This window comes from Acinetobacter sp. AL9 (assembly GCF_041464035.1).
In the GTDB taxonomy this organism is placed as follows: domain Bacteria; phylum Pseudomonadota; class Gammaproteobacteria; order Pseudomonadales; family Moraxellaceae; genus Acinetobacter; species Acinetobacter towneri.
Map to the genome: position 1 here is coordinate 1 of NZ_JAYFSK010000003.1, position 20,326 is coordinate 20,326.

Genomic DNA, 20,326 nt, shown 5'->3' on the forward strand with positions numbered 1-20,326 from the left:
ATATGAACTTTCATCTTTTTGGCTCAACGCATAAAGCAAAGCATGAATAGCAAGTTGGTGCTGATTGATGAGGGTAATCAGGTTTTTATAACAAGGCAAGTCTTTAAAGAGTTTGCTTTCAAACTGACAAAGCAAGTTAAAAAACATCTTAAAATTATGTACTTGAGATGTTTTATAGTAGATGGAGATAGCCACAATTTCTGATAAAGATAGCGTTGCTTGTCTGATACGTTGACGTTTGTTTTCTTGCTTGAGAAATTGCCAATAGATGGGTTCAAATTTTTTGAAAAAATCATCAACAATACAAAAAATTTCTGTAAAATCGTACATGGTAGTTAGAGCCTTTGGGTTGTGTCGTAACTTTCTAAATGGCTCTAACTACCTTTTTTTCAAGGGCTTTTCTTATCCGTAATTCGGGTTATTATAGCAATGTGATAAATGATGAAAATTGTAAAAAATTTTTCTATCCTAAAGGTTTATTATCTGAGAATTACAGAATCACTTTAGAAGAAACCTTTGATGATTTCAGTAAAAGGGCAGCAAGGAATAATAATACTATTTATTTTACTTGGTTTTTATATGAAGATCATTTTTTTGAATACAAAGATAACATTGTAAATAAGGTAATTTTTTCTAAATGTAAAAGTCTAGATTTACTCAATTTAATAGATGATTTTCTTGAAGTAATTAATTAAGGGGCTGTAGTCGATAAGGCTAAATACCCACCAAAATTAGGAGATGACAACAGCACTCAATGGTCTTTCAGCAGCGATTAGTACAGGGATGGTAACGGTTGCGAAGAAAGGTGGTGGTATTGTTATTGATACTGCTAAAAGTACTAAACGTATTTTAGAGCCTGTAAATTATTTTGTGTAAGTTCGATTTTTTAATCGATCATCGAACGTAATCGTAAATCAGTTCATCGCTAAATGATATAAGTAGCGCTGTTGTGCAATATTGGCATTTGAATACTTTTTATGAGGTTCATTCTTCTTGTAATTCTATTACTGAATAAACCCTAAGTGGCCGACTTGGAATAGGAATGAGTGGTAGGGAACGAATAGGAATAGGTGGTAGGTTTATTCAGGAATATGCACCTTATTTTAATCTTTATAATAAAGGTCACTTTTGTACATAAAAATAATGACTTATCTTAATAAATACTGCGCTAGTCTAAATTTTAGACAAAAAAAATCCCACATGGGAATGTGGGAAAACTAAGAAACTACAGCTATGTTTCGTTCATTTATTTTATCGTCATCTGACCGACAAACAGTGGCATAAAATTACTTTTTTAAGTCTATTTTTCACCTTTAACATATCCCATTGGATCCGCATCGAAGTATACGATTTACACCTAGATTTATTATTTCCGATCTAACTCTACTAGACCCTGTCTTGCTTCTGTAATGATCAGCTGAATTTCTTCATTTTGCTTTCTCTTTTGTTCAAAATACACATAAATGCCTAGAGAAAATCCCACAGCTAAAATGATCAGCGTCATCATGATAATTGCATTATGATTCATTATATTTAGCCCCTTTAAACTTCCTCACTATTGTGAGATGCAAGGACTATACACAGCAATAACAAAAATGCTCAATTCCAATAAAGAAAATACACTGTTTTTTTAATTTTATCTAAGAAAAACACTTTATTATTTAACAATATAATAAAAACCAAAATGTAACACGCATTCAAAAAATACGTTAAAATTCAATTATATTTTGTTCTATCTGTCATGATTATATTTTTAAGATATTTTAATTAATTTTCTCTCTATCTCAATTATCAGTCTGTTTAAATAAAAATTGATCTAAAAAACATAAGCTTATTTAAGCCATTACAGCCCGTTTGAAAAATGCTAATCTACAAAAATACCAACACAAATATGTGACGTAGTTAGCATTTTTAATCAATTCTTCAATTTTTTCTTGTAATGTGAAATACAATTTTTTGCATCCAGTGACTAAAAAAACACCAACTTCGATACGCTCCACTGATGCTCAATCATTCTGCTGTTATATTGAAGCTCTGACTAATCTAGATTGAAATGACTTTAAATCACCAAAACTCTGACAATGATGGTTTGATGTTCTTCATTTTCCTCAATCAACTGTAAACGCTTTTGTTCTTTACTCACCACTTTAAAGCGCAAGTTTTGATATTCAATAATGCTTGGAATTTGGTCAAAATATTGTGCATCAGCATCAATTTCATCCTCAAATAATGATGTACCAAGTTGATAGTCCAAACTTTTTAAAACGATATATTTCACCGTTGTTTTCATCACAGCATCCTTTTTATTACTTTTTGCTTTACTTTTATTTGTATCACCGTTCATGCCACGATTAAACCTATAATTGTAAATTTTGCTGTATTTATAGGCAGTTAAATCGTGAACATTCTTATTTTAGCATTTCACTTTTTGATGTTTTTTCGCACAAGTCGACAAAATTCAGTACACTTGAGCAACTTATTCTATTCACTTGCAGATTTATCATGCTCAAACAATGCTGTGCCATACTTGAACAACGCCAACAGACTGTGGCTTTTATTGAAAGTGCCAGCTCAGGTTACTTATGTTGTCAGTTTTCTATTTATAAAAATAGCGGTGCCAATATTTTACTTGGTGGATTAGTCAGTTACGACCCAAGCATTAAACGTGAGATTTTGCATGTGAATAGTGACTTAATTGCCACCTATACCGCTGAATCCGCAGAAGTCACACAAGCCATGGCAGTTCAAGGCAAAAAACTATTTCAACATGCAGATTTTATTGTGGCATGCACAGGGTTACTGAAACCAGGCGGCAGTGCCACACCAGAAAAACCTGTAGGGACATTTTTTATCGCCATTCATTATCAGCAGCAAACTTTTCAGTACAAATATTTTTTAGATGGCAATCCATTACAACGACTAGAACAGCTCACTCTGTTAGTCGCTCAAGACCTGATTGATCTAATGCAAGATACAAACACTTGTACTGCACCCTGAAGTAAACCTATCTTTTTAAGTCTCTATAAAAATTCTCATGACTGCCCAATTTTAAAAGATAGAGTGTCATGATTTCGTCATCACTCACAGAGTAAGCCAGTAGCACAAGCTGTTTGTCCATTTTAAATTTATAAACAAATACTCCTGCTAAATCCCCCACTTTAGCTTCTCCGATATCAGGATTATTCCAAACGGTTATTACGGCATTATCAACATCTTTTTTCTGCTGCTTGGTTAGTTTTTTCACTGTCCGTTCAAATAAGGGAGTTTGTTGTATATTCATTGAACTCAACCAAAGCTATATGGTGTTGTATTCCCTGCTTTGACATGCGCCATACTAAGCAACAAATCTGCTATATCTTGAAAAGTTAAATCGGGATTGTCTTGTGCGATTTTTCCAATTTTAGCCCAGTACTCAATTTGTTTAGTTGCACTTCTACTTTCAGCCATCCCGTAAATCTTTGCTGATTCAACAATATCGCTGTCGATTTTAACTGCTACATGTGACATTGCTTTTTCCTCATATTAATTATGGAATAAATTTTAGCCAATCATGCAACCATTTACAACCTTAAGAAACAAAATACAACAACCTTCTTTTATGATCAAATATTTAAAAATGCGCTATCGTACGCCCGATCTTTTTTAATTCTCTAACGCTTCAATAATTACTCATTGTATTTTTGACTACCCTCATCCAAACCTCAAAAAAAATAAGGTTCCATTGCTTAACAATGAAACCTTATCTTCAGCCTAAACTGCTGCATCACATGATGTTCATGCACGGTACAGCTTTTTAGACAACCAATTAAGCAGCCGAACGCTCTGCAATTGGTACAACTTTACGCAATTCTGGGCCTGTATAATCTGCACTTGGGCGGATAATACGGTTATCTGCACGCTGTTCCATTACGTGAGCAGCCCAACCTGTGACACGACTCATCACAAAAATCGGGGTGAACAGTTTAGTTGCAATACCCATGAAGTGATAAGCAGATGCATGGAAGAAGTCAGCATTACAGAACAATTTCTTCTCACGCCACATCACTTCTTCACAACGTACAGATACAGGATAAAGCACAGTATCACCTACATCTTGTGCCAAACGCTCAGACCAAATTTTGATGATGCCATTACGTGGATCATTGTCTTTATAGATTGCATGACCAAAGCCCATGATCTTTTCTTTACGCTCAAGCTTGCCCAGCATTTCACGCTCAGCTTCTTCTGGCGAGGTCCAGTTTTCAATCATTTCCATCGCAGCTTCATTAGCACCACCATGCAATGGACCACGTAATGAACCAATCGCACCTGTAATACATGAATGCATGTCAGATAAAGTTGATGCGCAAACACGTGCCGTAAAGGTCGATGCGTTGAACTCATGCTCTGCGTATAAAATTAATGATACGTTCATCACTTGTTCATGCAATTCATTTGGTTTTTCACCACGTAATAAATGCAGGAATTGTGCACCGATTGAGTCATCGTCAGTATTTTCTTCAATACGTACGCCATCGTGACTATAACGATACCAATAGCAGATAATGGCTGGCAGAGTTGCCAAAATACGGTCTGCAACATCTTGTTGCTGTTCAAATGACTGTTCGGTTTCTAGGTTACCCAACATTGAAACACCTGTACGCATCACATCCATTGGGTGTGAATCTGCAGGAATACGCTCAAGCACTTCTTTCAATGCTTGTGGCAATGCACGTAAAGATTTCAATTTTGCTTTATAGGCAGCCAATTGCTCTGAAGTAGGCAATTCACCAAAGAAAATCAGGTAAGCAACTTCTTCAAACTGGCAGTTTTCTGCCAAGTCTTGTACATCATAACCACGGTAAGTTAAGCCTGCGCCACTTTTACCTACAGTTGACAGTGAAGTTTTACCCGCCACTTGTCCGCGCAATCCTGCGCCTGTGAGTACTTTTCCTTCAGCCATTTTTTTAATTCTCCTGTTTGAACAGCTTGTCTAATGTGTTTTCAAAAGTGTGATAATCAAGGAATTCGTATAATTCTTTGCGTTGCTGCATTTTGTCTAAGACATTGACTTGGGTGCCATCTTTACGAATAGATTGCATTACTTCTAAGGCAGCTTTTTGCATGGCACGTGTTGGTGAAAGTGGATACAACACCATACGAATACCCTGCTCTGCCAATTCTTCTGTGGTGTAGTATGGGGTATCACCAAATTCAGTAATGTTTGCAAGTACTGGTACACCAACTGCATCACATACTGTTTTATACATGGTAATGTCTGTCATCGCTTCAGCAAAAATTGCATCTGCACCTGCTTCCACACATGCACAAGCACGGTCAATCACCGCCTGCAAACCTTCTTTTTGCAAGGCATCTGTACGTGCCATGACTACAAAGTTTGAATCAGTTTTTGCATCAACTGCAGCTTTAATTCGATCGACCATTTCTTGTTGGGTTACAATTTCTTTGTTTGGACGATGTCCGCAACGCTTTTGTGCAACCTGATCTTCAATGTGTACTGCAGCAGCACCTGCAGCAATCATTTGTTTAATACTGCGGGCAATATTAAATGCACCACCCCAACCAGTATCAATATCCACCAATAATGGAGTATCTACACGCTCAGTAATACGACGCACATCTTCCAAGACGTTGTCTAAACTGGTCATGCCCAAGTCAGGTAAACCGTAAGAGTAATTGGCGACACCTGCGCCAGATAAATAAATGGCTTTATAGCCAACCTGCTTTGCCATCATTGCAGCATAAGCATTTACCGTGCCGATAATTTGTAATGGCTTTTCCACTTCTAAAGCTTGTCTGAATCTTAAGCCCGCAGATGTTTGTTCTGTCATCTTCCTTTCCGCTTTTCTTACTATATTTTTCGAGGTTTGAGTATATCGGGAATGCAACGCTGCGCCATGACTTTTTAGAATCTATGCTCTAAAACTTTAGTCAAATAATTCGAAATTTTATTGCACAATAAATTTTCGTGATATTGCTTATTATTTAAATTTAATAAACATAGCTTTTTTGCATACTAAATAAGCAAAATTTTGCTTATTTTGAGTGTATTTCTATTTTTTCTGAATTCAAGCACGCTGCCTGTACACTTCGACACAGCACGCTGTGCATAAATTTGCTATAATAACAATCTCTCCCTTTGATCATTTGCTGAAATATTATCCAATATGCAAGATATCGCTCATTTAACCCCTTTCGGTAAAGATGTCCCTCCTACAAAGCGTGGACATGAGCGATGTGTGGCGCTGCTCGTCAGTGCAACTGATCTGTTTTTAGAACGTGGCTACGATGCCGTATCTTTAGATGATATTGTGCAACATGCTGGCGGTTCTAAAGCTTCTATTTATAAATACTTTGGCAATAAAGAAGGCTTGTTTAAAGCGATTTGTGATTATCGCCGTGACAAGTTTTTTCAGGATATTCACATCCCTTTTGAACAAATAGATTCCAATTTACGTGGTTATTTAATTCAGACCTTGCTGAATTTTTATCATCATATACTAGCGCCTGAAAATGCAGCTTTTATGCGTTTAGTTTTAGAGCAAAGTCAGCGCAACCCTGACATTGCCTTGCATATTCATGAGCGCGGCCCTCTGCACGTACAATTGTGCATTGCCAAAGTGCTAGAGCATGCCAGCCAACAAGGGCTCATTCGCTGCGAACACCCTGTTTATTCGGCACAATTGTATTTTGGGATTTTAAGAAATTTAGAATGGCGCATTATTATGGGCATTCCAAAACAAGAAACTGAACAAGAAACAATCAATTATGTAAGTTATTGTGTAGATCGCTTTCTAGACGCCCATCAAAAAGTCTAGTTTTTTTGCAATTTCTTCATCCTATAGTATATTAGCCGATTCCCTTTTTCACTTAACCAATCAACAACTAATTGTTGTTTTTCTCATTCAGCAATTATTGTGGAGTAACGAATGGCTCTACGTCACTTTCTAACATTACGCGATTTATCGACTTTAGAACTGAATCAAATTTTGCAACGCGCCATTGAGCTTAAGCGTAAACAGCATAACAATGAAGTTTTCCAACCCTTTGTGGGCAAAGTCTTGGGAATGATTTTTGAAAAATCTAGTACCCGAACTCGTGTATCGTTTGAAGCAGGTATGAGTCAGTTTGGTGGCAGCGCAATTTTCCTATCATCACGTGACACACAGTTAGGCCGTGGTGAACCGATTGAAGATTCTGCACGTGTCATTTCAAGCATGCTTGATATTGTGATGATTCGTACTTTCGGACATGACATTGTAGAACGTTTTGCATCTTATTCAAAAGTTCCAGTGATCAATGCTTTAACGGACGATCACCACCCTTGCCAGTTACTTGCAGACATGCAAACTTACTTAGAGCATCGCGGTTCAATTGAAGGTAAAACCGTGGCTTGGATTGGTGATGGCAACAACATGTGTAACTCTTATATTGAAGCTGCGCACATGTGGGGCTTTAATTTAAAAATTGCAACGCCTAAAGGCTATGAACCTGAACAACGTTTCCTGTCTGAATTTGCACACTGTGTAGAATTAGTAGACTCTGCTGAAGATGCCGCAGTCAATGCTGACCTGATTGTGACCGATGTTTGGGCGAGTATGGGGCAGGAAGAAGAACAAAAAATCCGTGAAAAAGCCTTTGCAGACTATCAAGTCAATGAGCGCTTGATGGACTTGGCACATCCAGATTGCTTGTTTATGCATTGTTTACCTGCGCACCGTGGTGAAGAAATTTCTGAAAATATGCTAGATCATAAAAACGCTGTGGTTTGGGATGAAGCCGAAAACCGCTTGCATGCTCAAAAAGCATTGGTTGAGTTTTTATTGAACGAAAACCTCAAAAAAGACTAAACGACTTCAAAGCATTGAGTACGCTTTGATGAGTTTTGTTACAAACAGCACCAAATGGTGCTGTTTTTTATTTGGCTCGTTATAATCTAAAACGACGGTTATTTTCTAAAATTTCAAAAAGAGCCTAGATGAATAATATGATTGATAAAACACTTGCCACAATTACGCTGTGCACTACTACACTGATCGCGAGTGCTTCACTCTATGCCAAAGCCAGTGAATTAGATCAATATTTAGTCCAACAAAAGATTCTAAGTGCAGATTATAAAATTCAAAATATCGTCGCTTTAAATGAAATTTTAGATGTCATTAGTGATGAAGATTCTCGTACTATGCCTTATCAGGTCGATCAAAATACAGTGATTGAACAAAGTACGGCGACAGACAAACAAATCAATATTCGTGGCATGATTATTTCACCTGACTTCACGCAGTTTGTAGAAAGTACGGGTTATAACAATGTCAAAAATATGATTAAACAAAACTTAATTCATAATTGTGAATCTATTTTTGAGCATCAGTTCCAACGGGTAAATCCCTATGTATTGAACTTAAAACTCAGTGCAGAAAAAACCCAGTTTAATGTGCAATTGGCAAATAGCGAGTGCCAATTTAAAGCAGACTGAACTGTATTTAAAACTAAAACAACCTCAGCTTTAAGATTTAATGCCTAAGGTTTAATGCGTAAACCCAAATATAACCTAACGTATTAAACCTTGCGGTTGTAAAATAATGATCAATGCGCCTAAAACTACTATCATTCCACCGAACATATCCCAACGTGTTAAATTGACTTGATCTACATACTTTAACCAAATCAAGGCTGTACAAATATAAATACCACCATAAGCCGCATAAATTCGCCCCGATGCCGCAGGATGTAGAGTCAATAACCACACAAAAGCCGCTAAGGCTAAAATTGTTGGCAGCCATAACCACTGTGATTTCCCCTGATTTAAAATCAAATAAGGAAAATAACAGCCTAATATTTCCATAACTGCCGTAACAAAAAACAAGAACGTTGTGCTGGCAATTTTAGTGATCTGAAAATCCATAAATCCTGTGTGGTCTCTCTTTTAGCAGTAACGATTCAAGTTCACGCATCTGCGAATTCATAAAAAATAACCCATGTTCAACATGGGTTATTTTCAAAATTCAAATAAGGATTGATTAGGCTGGTTCAGCCGTTTGATCTTCAAAGACTTCAAGTTTCAAACCGACTGCCTTACCGTTCTCTTTCTTCACAGAAACAGCCACATTACCGCCCTGTTCTGCAAGTTCACCAAACAGAATCATTTCTGCCAATGGCTTTTTCAAGTGTTCCTGAATCAGACGTTGCATTGGACGTGCGCCCATTAAGCGATCATATCCATGCTCAGCCATCCATTCACGCGCATCTTGATCAACCTCAAGAATGACTTTTTTATCATCCAACTGCGCTTGTAATTCAGTCAAGAATTTATCCACTACATTTTCAATTACTGTAGTAGGTAAAGCTTTAAATTGAATGACCCCATCCAAACGGTTACGGAACTCAGGTGAGAAGGCTTTTTTCATCGCTTCTTGGTTGTCATTACTGTTGTCTTGATCCATGAAACCAATGCTCACGCGGGAAATACTTTCCGCACCAATATTAGTGGTCAGAACCAAAATCACATTACGGAAGTCTGATTTACGACCATTATTATCGGTCAATGAACCATGATCCATAATTTGCAGCAATAGGTTAAATACATCAGGATGCGCTTTTTCAATTTCATCCAACAACAACACACAATGCGGATTTTTATGAATCGCATCGGTGAGTAAGCCACCCTGATCAAAACCGACATAGCCTGGAGGTGCACCAATTAAACGTGAAACGGCATGGCGCTCCATGTACTCAGACATATCAAAGCGAACCAATTCCACACCCAACAGTTTTGCCAACTGCTTGGTAACTTCGGTTTTACCAACGCCTGTCGGGCCAGCAAATACAAAACTACCCACTGGTTTGTCTGGTGTTTTTAAACCAGCACGTGACAGTTTAATTGCTGATGCTAACGCTTCAATAGCTTCATCTTGACCAAAGACCACACGTTTTAAATCACGCTCAAGATGTTCAAGTACAGTCTTGTCATCTTTCGATACGGTTTTAGGTGGAATACGTGCAATTTTAGAGACGATATCTTCAATGTTTTCTACTGTGATTAAAGTATCATCTTGCTCAGCTCTTAAACGGCGCTGCGCACCTGCTTCATCAATCACATCAATGGCTTTGTCTGGCAAGAAACGGTCATTGATAAATTTGGCCGATAACTCTACCGCAGACACCAATGCTTTATCATCATATTTAACATGGTGAAATTCTTCAAATTTCGATTTTAAACCACGTAAAATATCAATCGTTTCTGAAATTGAAGGCTCATTCACATCAATTTTTTGGAAACGGCGTGAAAGTGCATGGTCTTTTTCAAATACCTGACGATATTCTTGGAATGTCGTCGAGCCAATGCAACGCAAAGTACCATTTGCCAACGCAGGTTTAATTAAATTTGATGCATCCATAGTGCTGCCCATGCTTGAGCCTGCACCAATAATCATGTGGATTTCGTCAATAAATAAAATGGCATCAGGTTTCTTTTTCAAGGCATTTAACAGTTGTTTTAAACGCTTTTCAAAGTCACCACGGTATTTTGTACCCGCTACCAACGCACCGATATCCAAACTATATACTTCGGCATTTTCGAGTGGTTTTGGCGCTTTACCATTCACAATCAGCCACGCCAGACCTTCGGCAATAGAGGTTTTACCCACGCCTGGATCACCCACCAACAATGGGTTGTTCTTACGACGACGGCATAGAATTTGTGCAGCACGCTCAATTTCTTTTTCACGCCCAATTAACGGATCGGTTTTACCCTTTTGCGCTTCAGTATTCAAATTTAGCGTGTAAAGCTCTAACGGGCCAGCATTGGCAGAGCTTGAACTTTCGCTATCTAATTCTTCAACCTCTTCTTCCGCTTGCGTTTCGTCTTTACGTGTACCGTGCGATAAGTATTGCGTTAAGGTCAAACGGTTAATTTGATGACGCTTGAGTAGATACACGGCAAATGAATCACGTTCAGAGTACATTGCCACTAAAATATCTGCGCCTTCAACCGTACGGTCACCACCGCTAGATTGCACATGGAAAATACCACGCTGCAAAATGCGGTCAAAACTTTCGGTCGGGTGCGGCGCCTGATCGTTATTTTCAGCAAGTTTAGGGGTATGTTGTTCTACATATTCTTCGAGTTCTTTACGCAGCACAATAACATCTGCACCACACGCCTTGAGTGCATTGACTGCCGAATCATTGTCTAATAAAGCCAATAATAAATGTTCAACCGTTAGAAACTCGTGTCTCTTTTGACGAGCCATGCTAACAGCCAAACGTAGTGATACTTCTAATTGACGACTGAGCATGTAACCCCCTTAATCTTTAGGCTCAATCTGACAAAGTAATGGATGACCTTGTGATCGAGCGTAATTATTGACTTGGTTCGCTTTCGTTTCCGCAATATCCCGCGGATAGACCCCTGCGACACCTTTTCCTTCATAGTGTACAGTTAGCATTACTTGAGTCGCTTGGTCAAGATTCATTGCAAAGTATTGTTGTAAAATTTCAATTACAAAGTCCATTGGGGTGTAATCATCGTTCATTAAAACGACAACATATAAAGGTGGGCGTTTTAATTGTGGCGGCGCAGTTTGTACCGCAATATCACCATCATCTTCATGTCCTGCATCATCCACACTTAAACGCGGGGTTAAATGCCAATCGACATAGCCAGATTGATGAAAAGTGGTTTTAATTTCATTTAAACAGATGGATCTTTTTTGGGTTCGCATAAGTTTTACATATCACACATTATTGAGCGCTAGCTTCTGCTTGTGGAATTTCAGAAATAAAGGCAGAATCTGCCTCCACGGCTTTGCCTTTGCTCCAACTGAAGCGTTTAATCACAGGAGTTGCGCCATTTAAACGGACTTCAATAAAGTCTGGATTAAAGCCTTTAGGCATGCTCCAGCGCCCTGTTAAACGCTCATAATTATCAAAATTAAAATTGCTGTCTTCCATCGGAACAACCAGCACTTCTGTGCCTTGAATTAAACGCAGTTCTACCGTACCACTTGCACGTCGCTTGTTTGGACTCACTTGTACCAAATCGACCTGATATTCATAAGCATTGTCTGGTAATGGTTTCACCCCAAGATTTTGCACGGTCAGGCTTAAACCACCACGTTGACGCAAAACTTCACGATAAATCGCACTCATGCCTTCAGTACGTTGCTTATCTTCAGTTGCTTGAGTGAAAGCTTGATACAAATCATTGGAGTTACTGACCGCAACATCGCGTTCTTGAACCGCAGCATTTAAGCTCTTATTCAGACTTTCCAAACGCGTTTTTTGTTCTTGCACCACTTCAACCAGTTGTTCTGCATCGGCATCGTAACCAACCACAGTTAAGCCCTGACGATGCCCGACTGAATAGCCCAAAAAGCCACTACCTAAAATTAAAATGGCAGCACCAATTGCCAAAGGCGCATTGCTTTCAAGAAATGGCTTTTTTTCTGGCGGTGTAGATGAGGGTGTCATGCTTGAATTCGACTGTGACGTGGTTTCTGTATCGGTGTTATGCATCGTCATCTCTTGTTTTGATTCATTCAAAACACACATTTAAATCGAAATCTAAATGTGTGTGAAGTTGAAAAACGTGTTCTTATGGTAATAAACCAATCACCTCAAGTCCTGCATGTTCTGCAAAACCAAACATGAGGTTCATATTTTGTACTGCTTGCCCTGCTGCACCTTTCACCAAGTTATCTTGTGCCACCAAAAGTACTAATTTTTTCGGTTGTGGCTTATACAATGCGATACGCAACTGGTTAGCGCCACGTACTGAGCGTGTTTCTGGTGAACTGTTGGCTGGCATGACATCTACAAACTGTTCATTGGCATAAAACTGCTCATACAGGCTTTGTAAATCTGCTGCATCACCTGCATCAGTTAAATCTACATAAATGGTGCTGAGCATACCGCGAATCATAGGTACTAAATGCGGTACAAACACAATGTGATTAAACACATCTTTTTGACCCGAAATATTTTCCAATGCTTCTACAATTTCTGGATGATGACGATGCCCCGCAACGCCATAAGCCTTAAAGTTGTCGGCATTTTCAGAGTAAATCATGCCCAAACTGGCTTTACGCCCTGCACCAGATACACCCGATTTTGCATCAATAATAATACTTTCAGGTTTCACTAAAGCTTCAGCTTGTTTAAATAATGGCGCTAAACCAAGTTGCACTGTGGTTGGATAACACCCTGGGTTACCAATCACCTGTGCTTGTTTAATTTGTTCCCGGTTGAGTTCAGACAAGCCATAAACTGAATCTTTTAAAATGTCTGGGCAAGCATGTTGCATGCCATACCATTTTTCAAACTGTGCTAAATCTTGCAAACGGAAGTCTGCTGCTAAATCGACCACTTTGGTGTTGGCTGCAACAAGCTCCGCAGCATGTTGCATTGCAACGCCGTGCGGTGTAGCAAAGAACACTACATCACACTGTTTTAATTCTTCGATGTTTAAATCTGAGTAGCACAGGTCTGTGTGTCCACGCAGGCTTGGGAACATATCATCTACACGGCGACCCGCTTCTGTACGTGAAGTCAGTACATTTACTTTCACATTTGGGTGTCGTAGCAAAAGACGCAATAATTCAACGCCTGTATAACCTGTACCACCGACAATACCAACTGAAATCACGTGCATTACCTCAATTCAAAAGCATGTTTAAGCTAACGCTATAGTATGACAGGAAGTTTTGGTTTTCTGAACTGTTTTACTAGGGTTTTGGGGCTTTTCTTTATTCTGTTGATTTTATAAAAGATGATTTGGATTGTAGTCAATACGTGCAACACCTTTGCATTGTAGTCTTATCATGTGGGTGTTGGCTTTTTTATTGATACCACCACCAAGGCAAAGACGTTGTTTTTAACTGCTTGCGATGCTGCAAATAGTGCGCATCATGCCGTTGTACTTCAACCCAAAATGCAGGACTATGATCAAAATGTCGTGTATGCGCCAACTCATGCACAGCAACATATCGCACAATTTGTTCAGGAAACAACACCAAGGCGCTATTGAGCATAATATGCTGTTGCGTACTGCAACTACCCCAACGGGTTTTCGGTTGACGAATTGCGCACTGTTTAAATGGCAAAGCAATTTCATGACTGACTGTTTGCAAATATATCGGCAACATTTGTTTGGCATAAGCAATAACAAAGGCTTTTAAATATGCCGCAGGTTGGCGGTCACTAACCCATAGGCAATGCTGTTTTAAATCTAAAATAAAACTGTGTTTTTGTGTTTGATAATGAATATTTAAAGGCTTAGCCAAATTAAAAAGTGATAACTGATTTGGCAATTCACGCCGAACAAGTCCTTGCTGCGCCTGCTGTTTATGCCAAGTTTCAATCATCCACTGTTCAGATTGCTGCAAAAAATCCTGAATTTGTCGCTGAGTACAATATTTCGGTACAGTTAAGCGAATTTGATGCGGCTCGACACGCAAACGTAAACGTGTTGCTTTTGCATGTGGTGTGATTTGAATTTCAGGTAAGTCGGATAATGTCATTGTTGTTCTTTTATTAAATCCTCCCCGACCCCTCCTTTAATAAAGGAGGAAGAAAAGCCCCCCATTAAAAACAAGGGACTTGGGAGACGAATTAAACCGCAGTACGTTCTTCAATGCCGTTATTGGTCGCTACAATTGCAATATCTGCTTTATTGATGGCAAAAATACCATTGGTCACAACACCCGGAATATCATTCAAGGTTTTTTCTAATTCCAACGCATTTAAAATATTTAAATTATAAATATCTAAAATCACGTTACCGTTATCAGTTACCACACCTTCACGGTAAGCAGGATCGCCACCTAAAGCCACAATTTTACGTGCTACCGCAGAACGAGCCATTGGAATGACCTCGATTGGCAATGGAAACTCACGTCCTAACTGCTCTACCCATTTTGAATCATCGACAATACAGATAAACTTACGTGCAATAGAAGCCACAATTTTTTCACGGGTCAACGCTGCGCCGCCGCCTTTAATCATGTGCATGTGACGGTCAATTTCATCTGCACCATCAACATAAGCATCTAAACTGCCCACAGAGTTCATATCGACCACTTCAATACCAAGTTTCTTTAAGCGCTCCGCAGTCGCTTCAGAACTTGCCACAGCTGCTTCTAATTGTAATTCAGGCAATAAATCAATCAGGAAATTCACTGTACTGCCTGTACCTACCCCCAAAATCCCGCCTTTAGGCAAATGTTTTAATGCTGCTTTGGCAGCCGCTTGCTTCTTTTCATCTTGGGTAGCATACAGACTCATGACTTCACTCAACTATTTTTGACATTTGTTGCCGATTTTACAGCGCAAATGTGCAGGGGTTTGTTACAATAAACCCCTATTTTAAACTGTTAGATGGAAGATTAACATGCTGTCTCGTTTGGTTCGACAAATTTTACAAGCAACGGTCTACGATGTTGCAATCGAAACCCCACTCGACGCAGCGCCACGAATTAGTGAAAAACTGAACAATAACATTCGCTTTAAACGTGAAGACTTACAACCTGTATTCTCTTTTAAATTGCGTGGTGCGTATAACCGTATTAGCCAATTACCCAAAGACCAACTTGAACGTGGTGTAATTACTGCCTCTGCAGGCAACCATGCGCAAGGTGTAGCATTGTCTGGGCAAAAACTGGGCATTCGCGCCATTATCGTTATGCCTAAAACCACGCCAGATATTAAAGTACAAGCGGTAAAACGCTTGGGTGGCGAAGTGGTATTACATGGTGACTCATTTGATGTTGCCAACAAATATGCAATTCAACGTGCCCAAGATGAAGGCATGACTTTTATTCCACCGTATGACGATGAATTGGTCATGGCAGGTCAAGGTACGATTGCCAATGAAATTTTGCGTCAATGGCGCGATGTCGAATATGTTTTCGTTGCTGTTGGTGGTGGCGGTTTAATTGCAGGTGTTGCAGCCTACTTGGGCGATGTCGCACCGCATGTCAAAGTCATTCCTGTAGAATATGATGAATCGGCCTGCTTAAAAGCCGCATTTGAAGCCAATGAACGTGTGATTTTACCGCAAGTGGGTTTATTTGCCGATGGTACTGCTGTCGCACAAATTGGTGAGAAACCGTTTGAAGTTTTACAACTACAAAAATCAGATCAATCAGGCCCAATTGTTGAGCGCGATGTAGTTTTGGTGAATACCGATGAAATCTGTGCGGCAATTAAAGACACCTTTGATGAAAACCGCAGCATTGTAGAACCTTCAGGTGCAATGGCTTTGGCAGGCATCAAAAAATATGTCGAGCAACACCAATTGCAAAATAAAAATATTGTGTCAATTGTCTGTGGCGCAAACATGAACTTTGACCGTTTACGCTATATTGCGGAACGTACTGAACTCGGTGAACATAAAGAAGCAATTTTTGCCGTGACCATTCCAGAAGAAAAAGGTGCGTTCCTTAACTTCTGCCGTGCGCTGCAAGGTCGTAATATCACCGAGTTTAACTACCGCGCCAGCGATGCTACTGCTGCACAAGTCTTTGTCGGCATCAGCTTAAAATCTGGTGAAAAAGAACGCCACGACATTTATGAGTTACTCAAAACCCAGTACGATGTTGATGATTTGTCGGATGATGAAGTAGCAAAACTACACATTCGTTATTTGGTCGGTGGTCATGCCGATATTGAAAATGAACGTCTATTCCGTGTGGAATTTCCAGAGCGTCCGGGTGCATTACTGACTTTCTTGGAGCGCTTAGGCCCAACCCATAACATCACCCTGTTCCATTACCGTAACCACGGTGCAGCGGAAGGTCGTGTATTGGTCGGTTTAGAAGCTTCGGATGCCAAACAGAACCCAGATGATTTAATTGAAACTTTGGAAAAGATCACTTATCCATACCAAGAGATTACTAATAACTTGGGTTATCAGCGTTTCTTAAAATAACCGATCACACATCTCAATAAGTGCAAAAAACCGCTGATTTCAGCGGTTTTTTAGTCATATTGCTACAGTATAGAGCCCTAAAATATTTTAGAATATTGGAAGAATAATATAATTTTTCAGGATGATGCTATGGCACAATTTGCTGTCATTGGTTTAGGTAGCTTTGGTGCAACTGTGGCGACACAATTGGTCAAACTCAACCATGATGTCATTGGGATTGATAGCAATAAAAAGTTTGTAGAAAACATTGCCGATCAAATTACCCATGCGGTGATTGCCGATGCAACCGATGAACACGTTTTGGAAGAACTGAATATTCAAAATTGTGATGCAGTGGTGGTCGCCATTGGTGAAGATATTGAAGCCAGTATTTTGTGTGTCTTAAATTTAAAGAATTTGGGTATTTCTAAAATTTACGTTAAAGCCAAAAGTAAAGCGCACACCATGATTTTGACCCATTTGGGCGTAAGTAAAATTATTCACCCTGAAGAAGATATGGGCGTTCGCATCGCGCAATCGCTGAGTTATCCGATGGTGAGTCGTTATATGAGCCTAAACGACAACCACTATATTGTAAAAGTAAAAATTAAAGACAACTTGCATGGCACGCGCATTCATAGTCTGATGTCACATGCACCCGAAGTTAAACTTTTACTGTTTAAACGTGCCGAAACGATTTTCTATACGCTTGAATCCAATTTAATGCTACAAACAGATGATATTTTGGTGGTTGAAGGACAACTTGAACCATTAAAACGCTTATCTAAACAATTTAAGTCAGAATGAAAAAAACAGCGAAACAACCAATCAAAACTGTCAATTTAAGCCCACCCAGTCTTTTGGCACTGGGCTTTTTAAGCTTTATTAGCATTGGCACAATCTTGCTGAAACTGCCCATTTCCCATCATGGCGAGATGAGTTGGATTAATGCCTTATTTACTGCTACATCTGCAGTGACGATCACTGGATTGTCTGTAGTGAATATTGGCGATGCTTATACCGTATTTGGGCAAATGGTCATTATGTTGTTGTTACAATGTGGTGGCTTAGGTTTTATGACTTTTGCGATTTTAGCGGTTTTAAGTTTGTCATCCAAAATTGGTTTAAAACAACAAATCATGGCGCAAGACACCATTGGGCAAACCAACCTGTCTAAAGTGTCGATGACCATTAAAAGCGTGTTGCTCTACTCATTGTTTTTTGAAGGGATTGGCACGGTTATTTTAACCTTGGCATGGATGCAGGATTATCCATTTAGCGATGCATTTTTCTATGCGGCTTTCTATAGTGTTTCAGCCTTTAACAATGGTGGATTTTCATTATTTCCCAATAGCTTAATGAGTTTTGCAGATCAATACCTGATTACCTTAACTATTAGTATGCTGTATATCATTGGCGGTATTGGTTTTGTGGTACTCATGGATATTAAACGTGCCAAACGCTGGAAAAAACTCTCACCTAATAGCAAGCTGATTTTATCGACCATTGCTGGTTTAAACTTTGTGGCCTTTCTGCTGATTTGGGCGATTGAAGCCAGCAATCCGCATACCCTTGCAGCCATGAGTATTGGCGATCAAGCCCTCAATGCATGGTTTCACGCTACCGTTCCTCGCTCATCAGGCTTTAATAGTCTAGATGTCGCAAGTATGCAAAATAGCTCGACCTTGCTCACCATGCTTCTGATGTTTATTGGTGGTGGTTCGCTCAGTACCGCAGGCGGTATTAAAGTTGGCACATTTATTATTGTCATTTTAAGTGTGATCAGTTTTTTAAGACGTTCAGATGAGGTGCGTGTGTTTAATCATGCTGTACCTGAACGTACCACCTTTAAAGCTTTGGCGGTGATCAGCATCACAGGTATGTTAATTTGCCTCGGTTTGTTTAGCTTACTTGCCCTTGAACCGAAACTGAATTTTTTAGACCTGTTGTTTGAGGCTGTATCTGCAGCGTGCACGGTGGGTTTATCCCGTGGTGTTACAGGTGAATTACAACCTGCCAGCTTAATTATTTTAATGTTGTTGATGTTTGCAGGTCGTTTAGGGCCGCTGACTTTGGCTTATTTAATCGCCACACCACAAAAAAGCCGACTTAAACATCCAACCGCAGATATTCAAGTTGGATAAAAGCTGGATACGATCCGACTTCAAAAACAAACGCCAATCTTCAAGATTGGCGTTTTATATTCAGCGAGCAATAATGAGAAATCAATCTTAATCTACTTAAAACCAATTCATTAAAGACACACCCAAACCAACATAGGTGGCGCGGTGGTTATAATCAATCAGGCTTTCACCATAACCATCAAACAATTGGAAATGACCGCGTAATTTTCCACTGATTGGGAAAACCCAGTCAAACTGTGCTGCACCGTGCGCGTCATCACCGCCTTTTAAGCTATGACGAAGCATCAAAGAAAAGTCATGCTCTTTCCAGCGATAAAATGCCAACATATCGCCACGCCCGATATAATTTTTAATTTCAGGGTTATTGTCATCGCTGCGGTCTTCTTCAATGCGATACCACGGACGTAACATCAAGGCAAAATTGTCTTTTTCAAAACCTAAATTAAAAATCACCCGATTCCAACTGCGTGATAATGGATCAGAACGACCATTGGATTGATGGTTCAACGTCACACCCAATAAACGACCATGCAGCCCCATAAGTGTATAGTTGGTGCGGAACATCAAACTGGCTTCAGGCTCATAATTGGTTTCACGAAATGGACGTGACTCATCACCATTATAAACCTGCCAACGTGATGACTGGGTATAACCTAGCCACACATCACCGTTATCACCCAACAGATTTTCTACCGCTTTGGTTTTTAAAGACAGCTGAAATTTGATTTCCATTGAGGTCAGGTTTTGCTCCTTACCCACGGGAACGGTATTTTGCTCATTCAAGCTTTGTGGACGTTCATTTTTATCGGACGTCCAAAAAGTAGGCATCAAATACACAGGTTGATAAGCACGTAAATTCCATGTGCCTAATTTGCTATCGGGTGAAAGCTCCCAGCGCTTATCCAGTAAAGATACATTCGGATCAAGCTTTGGTACATCAAATGAAAATAAATTACTCACACCCACTGCAATTTTTTCTTTCACAGTTTCAGGTGCAGGAGCAAGTGCCTGAGCGGCTTGACGTTCGCTAATCAGCGCTGTTTTTTCTGCTTCAGGAATTTTAAACAGAGCATCGTAACACACCAAACGATCAGCATTTGACTCTAAAGCCACACAGGCTTCAGGTGTTGCAGGTGCAACTAAGCTAGCTGGGTCTTGTGCATAGGTTTTCGCCACAAACACAGTGCTGAGTGCGGCAACACTCAGCGACAGTCCTGTGCGTTCAAACAGTTTGAACGCGCTCATAAATCCCCCTAAGTTTTCGTTGTTATTTCAC

The 20,326-nt window shown here is 39.5% G+C and carries 23 protein-coding genes and 1 pseudogene; 9 read left to right on the forward strand and 15 right to left on the reverse strand.

Annotated elements, in window-relative coordinates:
- A pseudogene (locus tag ACEO2X_RS00970) lies at window positions 1-330 on the reverse strand (IS982 family transposase); the annotation flags it as partial.
- 38 nt (window positions 331-368) lie between these two features.
- Between ACEO2X_RS00970 and ACEO2X_RS00975 the strand changes: the two are divergent.
- Together ACEO2X_RS00975 and ACEO2X_RS00980 are read left to right on the forward strand one after the other, a co-directional pair.
- Window positions 369-695, forward strand: coding sequence for a hypothetical protein (locus ACEO2X_RS00975; protein WP_371970955.1), 327 nt, complete (start codon window positions 369-371; stop codon window positions 693-695).
- A 43-nt stretch (window positions 696-738) separates the two neighbouring features.
- On the forward strand, window positions 739-876 hold the full coding sequence (locus ACEO2X_RS00980; RefSeq protein WP_158660382.1) for a hypothetical protein: 138 nt from the start codon (window positions 739-741) through the stop codon (window positions 874-876).
- Between the two features lie 490 nt (window positions 877-1,366).
- Here the strand turns inward: ACEO2X_RS00980 and ACEO2X_RS00985 are convergent, their stop codons facing one another.
- Window positions 1,367-1,528: a hypothetical protein gene (locus ACEO2X_RS00985; protein WP_004973471.1), complete on the reverse strand. Its 162-nt coding sequence runs from the start codon at window positions 1,526-1,528 to the stop codon at window positions 1,367-1,369.
- A gap of 531 nt (window positions 1,529-2,059) precedes the next feature.
- The gene (locus ACEO2X_RS00990) at window positions 2,060-2,290 is read right to left on the reverse strand and encodes a hypothetical protein (RefSeq protein WP_026438431.1); all 231 of its coding nucleotides are present in this window, start codon (window positions 2,288-2,290) and stop codon (window positions 2,060-2,062) included.
- 212 nt (window positions 2,291-2,502) lie between these two features.
- On the opposite strand from ACEO2X_RS00990, the gene ACEO2X_RS00995 reads away from it, so the two are divergent.
- Window positions 2,503-2,997, forward strand: coding sequence for a CinA family protein (locus ACEO2X_RS00995; protein ID WP_225543354.1), 495 nt, complete (start codon window positions 2,503-2,505; stop codon window positions 2,995-2,997).
- Window positions 2,998-3,004: 7 nt separating this feature from the next.
- Here ACEO2X_RS00995 and ACEO2X_RS01000 read toward each other — a convergent pair whose 3' ends face one another.
- The 4 genes from ACEO2X_RS01000 to prpB form a co-directional block, all read right to left on the reverse strand.
- A complete protein-coding gene (locus ACEO2X_RS01000; RefSeq protein ID WP_004973465.1) occupies window positions 3,005-3,280 on the reverse strand; it encodes a type II toxin-antitoxin system RelE/ParE family toxin in 276 nt (91 codons plus the stop codon).
- Between the two features lie 5 nt (window positions 3,281-3,285).
- Window positions 3,286-3,507 carry a hypothetical protein gene (locus ACEO2X_RS01005; RefSeq protein WP_004973462.1) on the reverse strand — a complete coding sequence of 74 codons (222 nt, stop codon included), beginning with the start codon at window positions 3,505-3,507 and terminating at the stop codon, window positions 3,286-3,288.
- A 298-nt stretch (window positions 3,508-3,805) separates the two neighbouring features.
- Window positions 3,806-4,942 (reverse strand): 2-methylcitrate synthase, encoded by a 1,137-nt coding sequence (prpC, locus tag ACEO2X_RS01010; protein WP_004973461.1) that lies wholly within the window; start codon window positions 4,940-4,942, stop codon window positions 3,806-3,808.
- 4 nt (window positions 4,943-4,946) lie between these two features.
- Window positions 4,947-5,831, reverse strand: coding sequence for a methylisocitrate lyase (gene prpB, locus ACEO2X_RS01015; protein ID WP_004973459.1), 885 nt, complete (start codon window positions 5,829-5,831; stop codon window positions 4,947-4,949).
- 336 nt (window positions 5,832-6,167) lie between these two features.
- On the opposite strand from prpB, the gene ACEO2X_RS01020 reads away from it, so the two are divergent.
- The 3 genes from ACEO2X_RS01020 to ACEO2X_RS01030 all read left to right on the forward strand — a co-directional run bounded on the left by ACEO2X_RS01020 (window position 6,168) and on the right by ACEO2X_RS01030 (window position 8,476).
- On the forward strand, window positions 6,168-6,818 hold the full coding sequence (locus ACEO2X_RS01020; protein ID WP_168417358.1) for a TetR/AcrR family transcriptional regulator: 651 nt from the start codon (window positions 6,168-6,170) through the stop codon (window positions 6,816-6,818).
- Between the two features lie 111 nt (window positions 6,819-6,929).
- Window positions 6,930-7,850, forward strand: coding sequence for an ornithine carbamoyltransferase (gene argF / locus ACEO2X_RS01025; RefSeq protein WP_168525416.1), 921 nt, complete (start codon window positions 6,930-6,932; stop codon window positions 7,848-7,850).
- Window positions 7,851-7,978: 128 nt separating this feature from the next.
- Window positions 7,979-8,476, forward strand: coding sequence for a hypothetical protein (locus tag ACEO2X_RS01030; protein WP_051062277.1), 498 nt, complete (start codon window positions 7,979-7,981; stop codon window positions 8,474-8,476).
- A gap of 75 nt (window positions 8,477-8,551) precedes the next feature.
- On the opposite strand, the gene ACEO2X_RS01035 is transcribed toward ACEO2X_RS01030, so the two are convergent.
- The 7 genes from ACEO2X_RS01035 to rpiA form a co-directional block, all read right to left on the reverse strand.
- Window positions 8,552-8,905, reverse strand: coding sequence for a YnfA family protein (locus ACEO2X_RS01035; protein ID WP_004973443.1), 354 nt, complete (start codon window positions 8,903-8,905; stop codon window positions 8,552-8,554).
- 115 nt (window positions 8,906-9,020) lie between these two features.
- The gene (gene clpA / locus ACEO2X_RS01040; protein ID WP_004973441.1) at window positions 9,021-11,297 is read right to left on the reverse strand and encodes an ATP-dependent Clp protease ATP-binding subunit ClpA; all 2,277 of its coding nucleotides are present in this window, start codon (window positions 11,295-11,297) and stop codon (window positions 9,021-9,023) included.
- 9 nt (window positions 11,298-11,306) lie between these two features.
- A complete protein-coding gene (gene clpS / locus ACEO2X_RS01045) occupies window positions 11,307-11,723 on the reverse strand; it encodes an ATP-dependent Clp protease adapter ClpS (protein WP_004973438.1) in 417 nt (138 codons plus the stop codon).
- Window positions 11,724-11,742: 19 nt separating this feature from the next.
- Window positions 11,743-12,516 carry a DUF6776 family protein gene (locus ACEO2X_RS01050; RefSeq protein WP_096901621.1) on the reverse strand — a complete coding sequence of 258 codons (774 nt, stop codon included), beginning with the start codon at window positions 12,514-12,516 and terminating at the stop codon, window positions 11,743-11,745.
- Window positions 12,517-12,595: 79 nt separating this feature from the next.
- The gene (gene argC, locus ACEO2X_RS01055; RefSeq protein WP_171287379.1) at window positions 12,596-13,651 is read right to left on the reverse strand and encodes an N-acetyl-gamma-glutamyl-phosphate reductase; all 1,056 of its coding nucleotides are present in this window, start codon (window positions 13,649-13,651) and stop codon (window positions 12,596-12,598) included.
- Between the two features lie 187 nt (window positions 13,652-13,838).
- The gene (locus ACEO2X_RS01060) at window positions 13,839-14,519 is read right to left on the reverse strand and encodes a M48 family metallopeptidase (RefSeq protein WP_004973431.1); all 681 of its coding nucleotides are present in this window, start codon (window positions 14,517-14,519) and stop codon (window positions 13,839-13,841) included.
- Between the two features lie 91 nt (window positions 14,520-14,610).
- On the reverse strand, window positions 14,611-15,282 hold the full coding sequence (gene rpiA, locus ACEO2X_RS01065; protein ID WP_004973429.1) for a ribose-5-phosphate isomerase RpiA: 672 nt from the start codon (window positions 15,280-15,282) through the stop codon (window positions 14,611-14,613).
- Between the two features lie 106 nt (window positions 15,283-15,388).
- Between rpiA and ilvA the strand changes: the two genes are divergently transcribed.
- The 3 genes from ilvA to ACEO2X_RS01080 all read left to right on the forward strand — a co-directional run bounded on the left by ilvA (window position 15,389) and on the right by ACEO2X_RS01080 (window position 19,050).
- Window positions 15,389-16,927: a threonine ammonia-lyase, biosynthetic gene (gene ilvA, locus ACEO2X_RS01070; RefSeq protein WP_371970956.1), complete on the forward strand. Its 1,539-nt coding sequence runs from the start codon at window positions 15,389-15,391 to the stop codon at window positions 16,925-16,927.
- 129 nt (window positions 16,928-17,056) lie between these two features.
- On the forward strand, window positions 17,057-17,713 hold the full coding sequence (locus ACEO2X_RS01075) for a TrkA family potassium uptake protein (RefSeq protein WP_004973425.1): 657 nt from the start codon (window positions 17,057-17,059) through the stop codon (window positions 17,711-17,713).
- On the forward strand, window positions 17,710-19,050 hold the full coding sequence (locus ACEO2X_RS01080) for a TrkH family potassium uptake protein (RefSeq protein ID WP_180008821.1): 1,341 nt from the start codon (window positions 17,710-17,712) through the stop codon (window positions 19,048-19,050). Before ACEO2X_RS01075 ends, ACEO2X_RS01080 begins: the two co-directional genes overlap by 4 nt.
- A 96-nt stretch (window positions 19,051-19,146) precedes the next feature.
- Here the strand turns inward: ACEO2X_RS01080 and ACEO2X_RS01085 are convergent, their stop codons facing one another.
- Window positions 19,147-20,295, reverse strand: a complete 1,149-nt coding sequence (locus tag ACEO2X_RS01085; RefSeq protein ID WP_286378581.1) for a phospholipase A — start codon at window positions 20,293-20,295, stop codon at window positions 19,147-19,149.
- Between the last annotated feature and the right edge of the window lie 31 nt (window positions 20,296-20,326).

Excerpts from the sequence above, each read along its gene's own strand:
- ACEO2X_RS00975 (WP_371970955.1), top strand. The coding sequence starts at position 369 with ATGGCTCTAACTACCTTTTTTTCAAGGGCTTTTCTTATCCGTAATTCG.
- ACEO2X_RS00980 (WP_158660382.1), top strand. The coding sequence starts at position 739 with ATGACAACAGCACTCAATGGTCTTTCAGCAGCGATTAGTACAGGGATG.
- ACEO2X_RS00985 (WP_004973471.1), bottom strand. The coding sequence starts at position 1,528 with ATGAATCATAATGCAATTATCATGATGACGCTGATCATTTTAGCTGTG.
- ACEO2X_RS00990 (WP_026438431.1), bottom strand. The coding sequence starts at position 2,290 with ATGAAAACAACGGTGAAATATATCGTTTTAAAAAGTTTGGACTATCAA.
- ACEO2X_RS00995 (WP_225543354.1), top strand. The coding sequence starts at position 2,503 with ATGCTCAAACAATGCTGTGCCATACTTGAACAACGCCAACAGACTGTG.
- ACEO2X_RS01000 (WP_004973465.1), bottom strand. The coding sequence starts at position 3,280 with ATGAATATACAACAAACTCCCTTATTTGAACGGACAGTGAAAAAACTA.
- ACEO2X_RS01005 (WP_004973462.1), bottom strand. The coding sequence starts at position 3,507 with ATGTCACATGTAGCAGTTAAAATCGACAGCGATATTGTTGAATCAGCA.
- prpC (WP_004973461.1), bottom strand. The coding sequence starts at position 4,942 with ATGGCTGAAGGAAAAGTACTCACAGGCGCAGGATTGCGCGGACAAGTG.
- prpB (WP_004973459.1), bottom strand. The coding sequence starts at position 5,831 with ATGACAGAACAAACATCTGCGGGCTTAAGATTCAGACAAGCTTTAGAA.
- ACEO2X_RS01020 (WP_168417358.1), top strand. The coding sequence starts at position 6,168 with ATGCAAGATATCGCTCATTTAACCCCTTTCGGTAAAGATGTCCCTCCT.
- argF (WP_168525416.1), top strand. The coding sequence starts at position 6,930 with ATGGCTCTACGTCACTTTCTAACATTACGCGATTTATCGACTTTAGAA.
- ACEO2X_RS01030 (WP_051062277.1), top strand. The coding sequence starts at position 7,979 with ATGAATAATATGATTGATAAAACACTTGCCACAATTACGCTGTGCACT.
- ACEO2X_RS01035 (WP_004973443.1), bottom strand. The coding sequence starts at position 8,905 with ATGGATTTTCAGATCACTAAAATTGCCAGCACAACGTTCTTGTTTTTT.
- clpA (WP_004973441.1), bottom strand. The coding sequence starts at position 11,297 with ATGCTCAGTCGTCAATTAGAAGTATCACTACGTTTGGCTGTTAGCATG.
- clpS (WP_004973438.1), bottom strand. The coding sequence starts at position 11,723 with ATGCGAACCCAAAAAAGATCCATCTGTTTAAATGAAATTAAAACCACT.
- ACEO2X_RS01050 (WP_096901621.1), bottom strand. The coding sequence starts at position 12,516 with ATGCATAACACCGATACAGAAACCACGTCACAGTCGAATTCAAGCATG.
- argC (WP_171287379.1), bottom strand. The coding sequence starts at position 13,651 with ATGCACGTGATTTCAGTTGGTATTGTCGGTGGTACAGGTTATACAGGC.
- ACEO2X_RS01060 (WP_004973431.1), bottom strand. The coding sequence starts at position 14,519 with ATGACATTATCCGACTTACCTGAAATTCAAATCACACCACATGCAAAA.
- rpiA (WP_004973429.1), bottom strand. The coding sequence starts at position 15,282 with ATGAGTCTGTATGCTACCCAAGATGAAAAGAAGCAAGCGGCTGCCAAA.
- ilvA (WP_371970956.1), top strand. The coding sequence starts at position 15,389 with ATGCTGTCTCGTTTGGTTCGACAAATTTTACAAGCAACGGTCTACGAT.
- ACEO2X_RS01075 (WP_004973425.1), top strand. The coding sequence starts at position 17,057 with ATGGCACAATTTGCTGTCATTGGTTTAGGTAGCTTTGGTGCAACTGTG.
- ACEO2X_RS01080 (WP_180008821.1), top strand. The coding sequence starts at position 17,710 with ATGAAAAAAACAGCGAAACAACCAATCAAAACTGTCAATTTAAGCCCA.
- ACEO2X_RS01085 (WP_286378581.1), bottom strand. The coding sequence starts at position 20,295 with ATGAGCGCGTTCAAACTGTTTGAACGCACAGGACTGTCGCTGAGTGTT.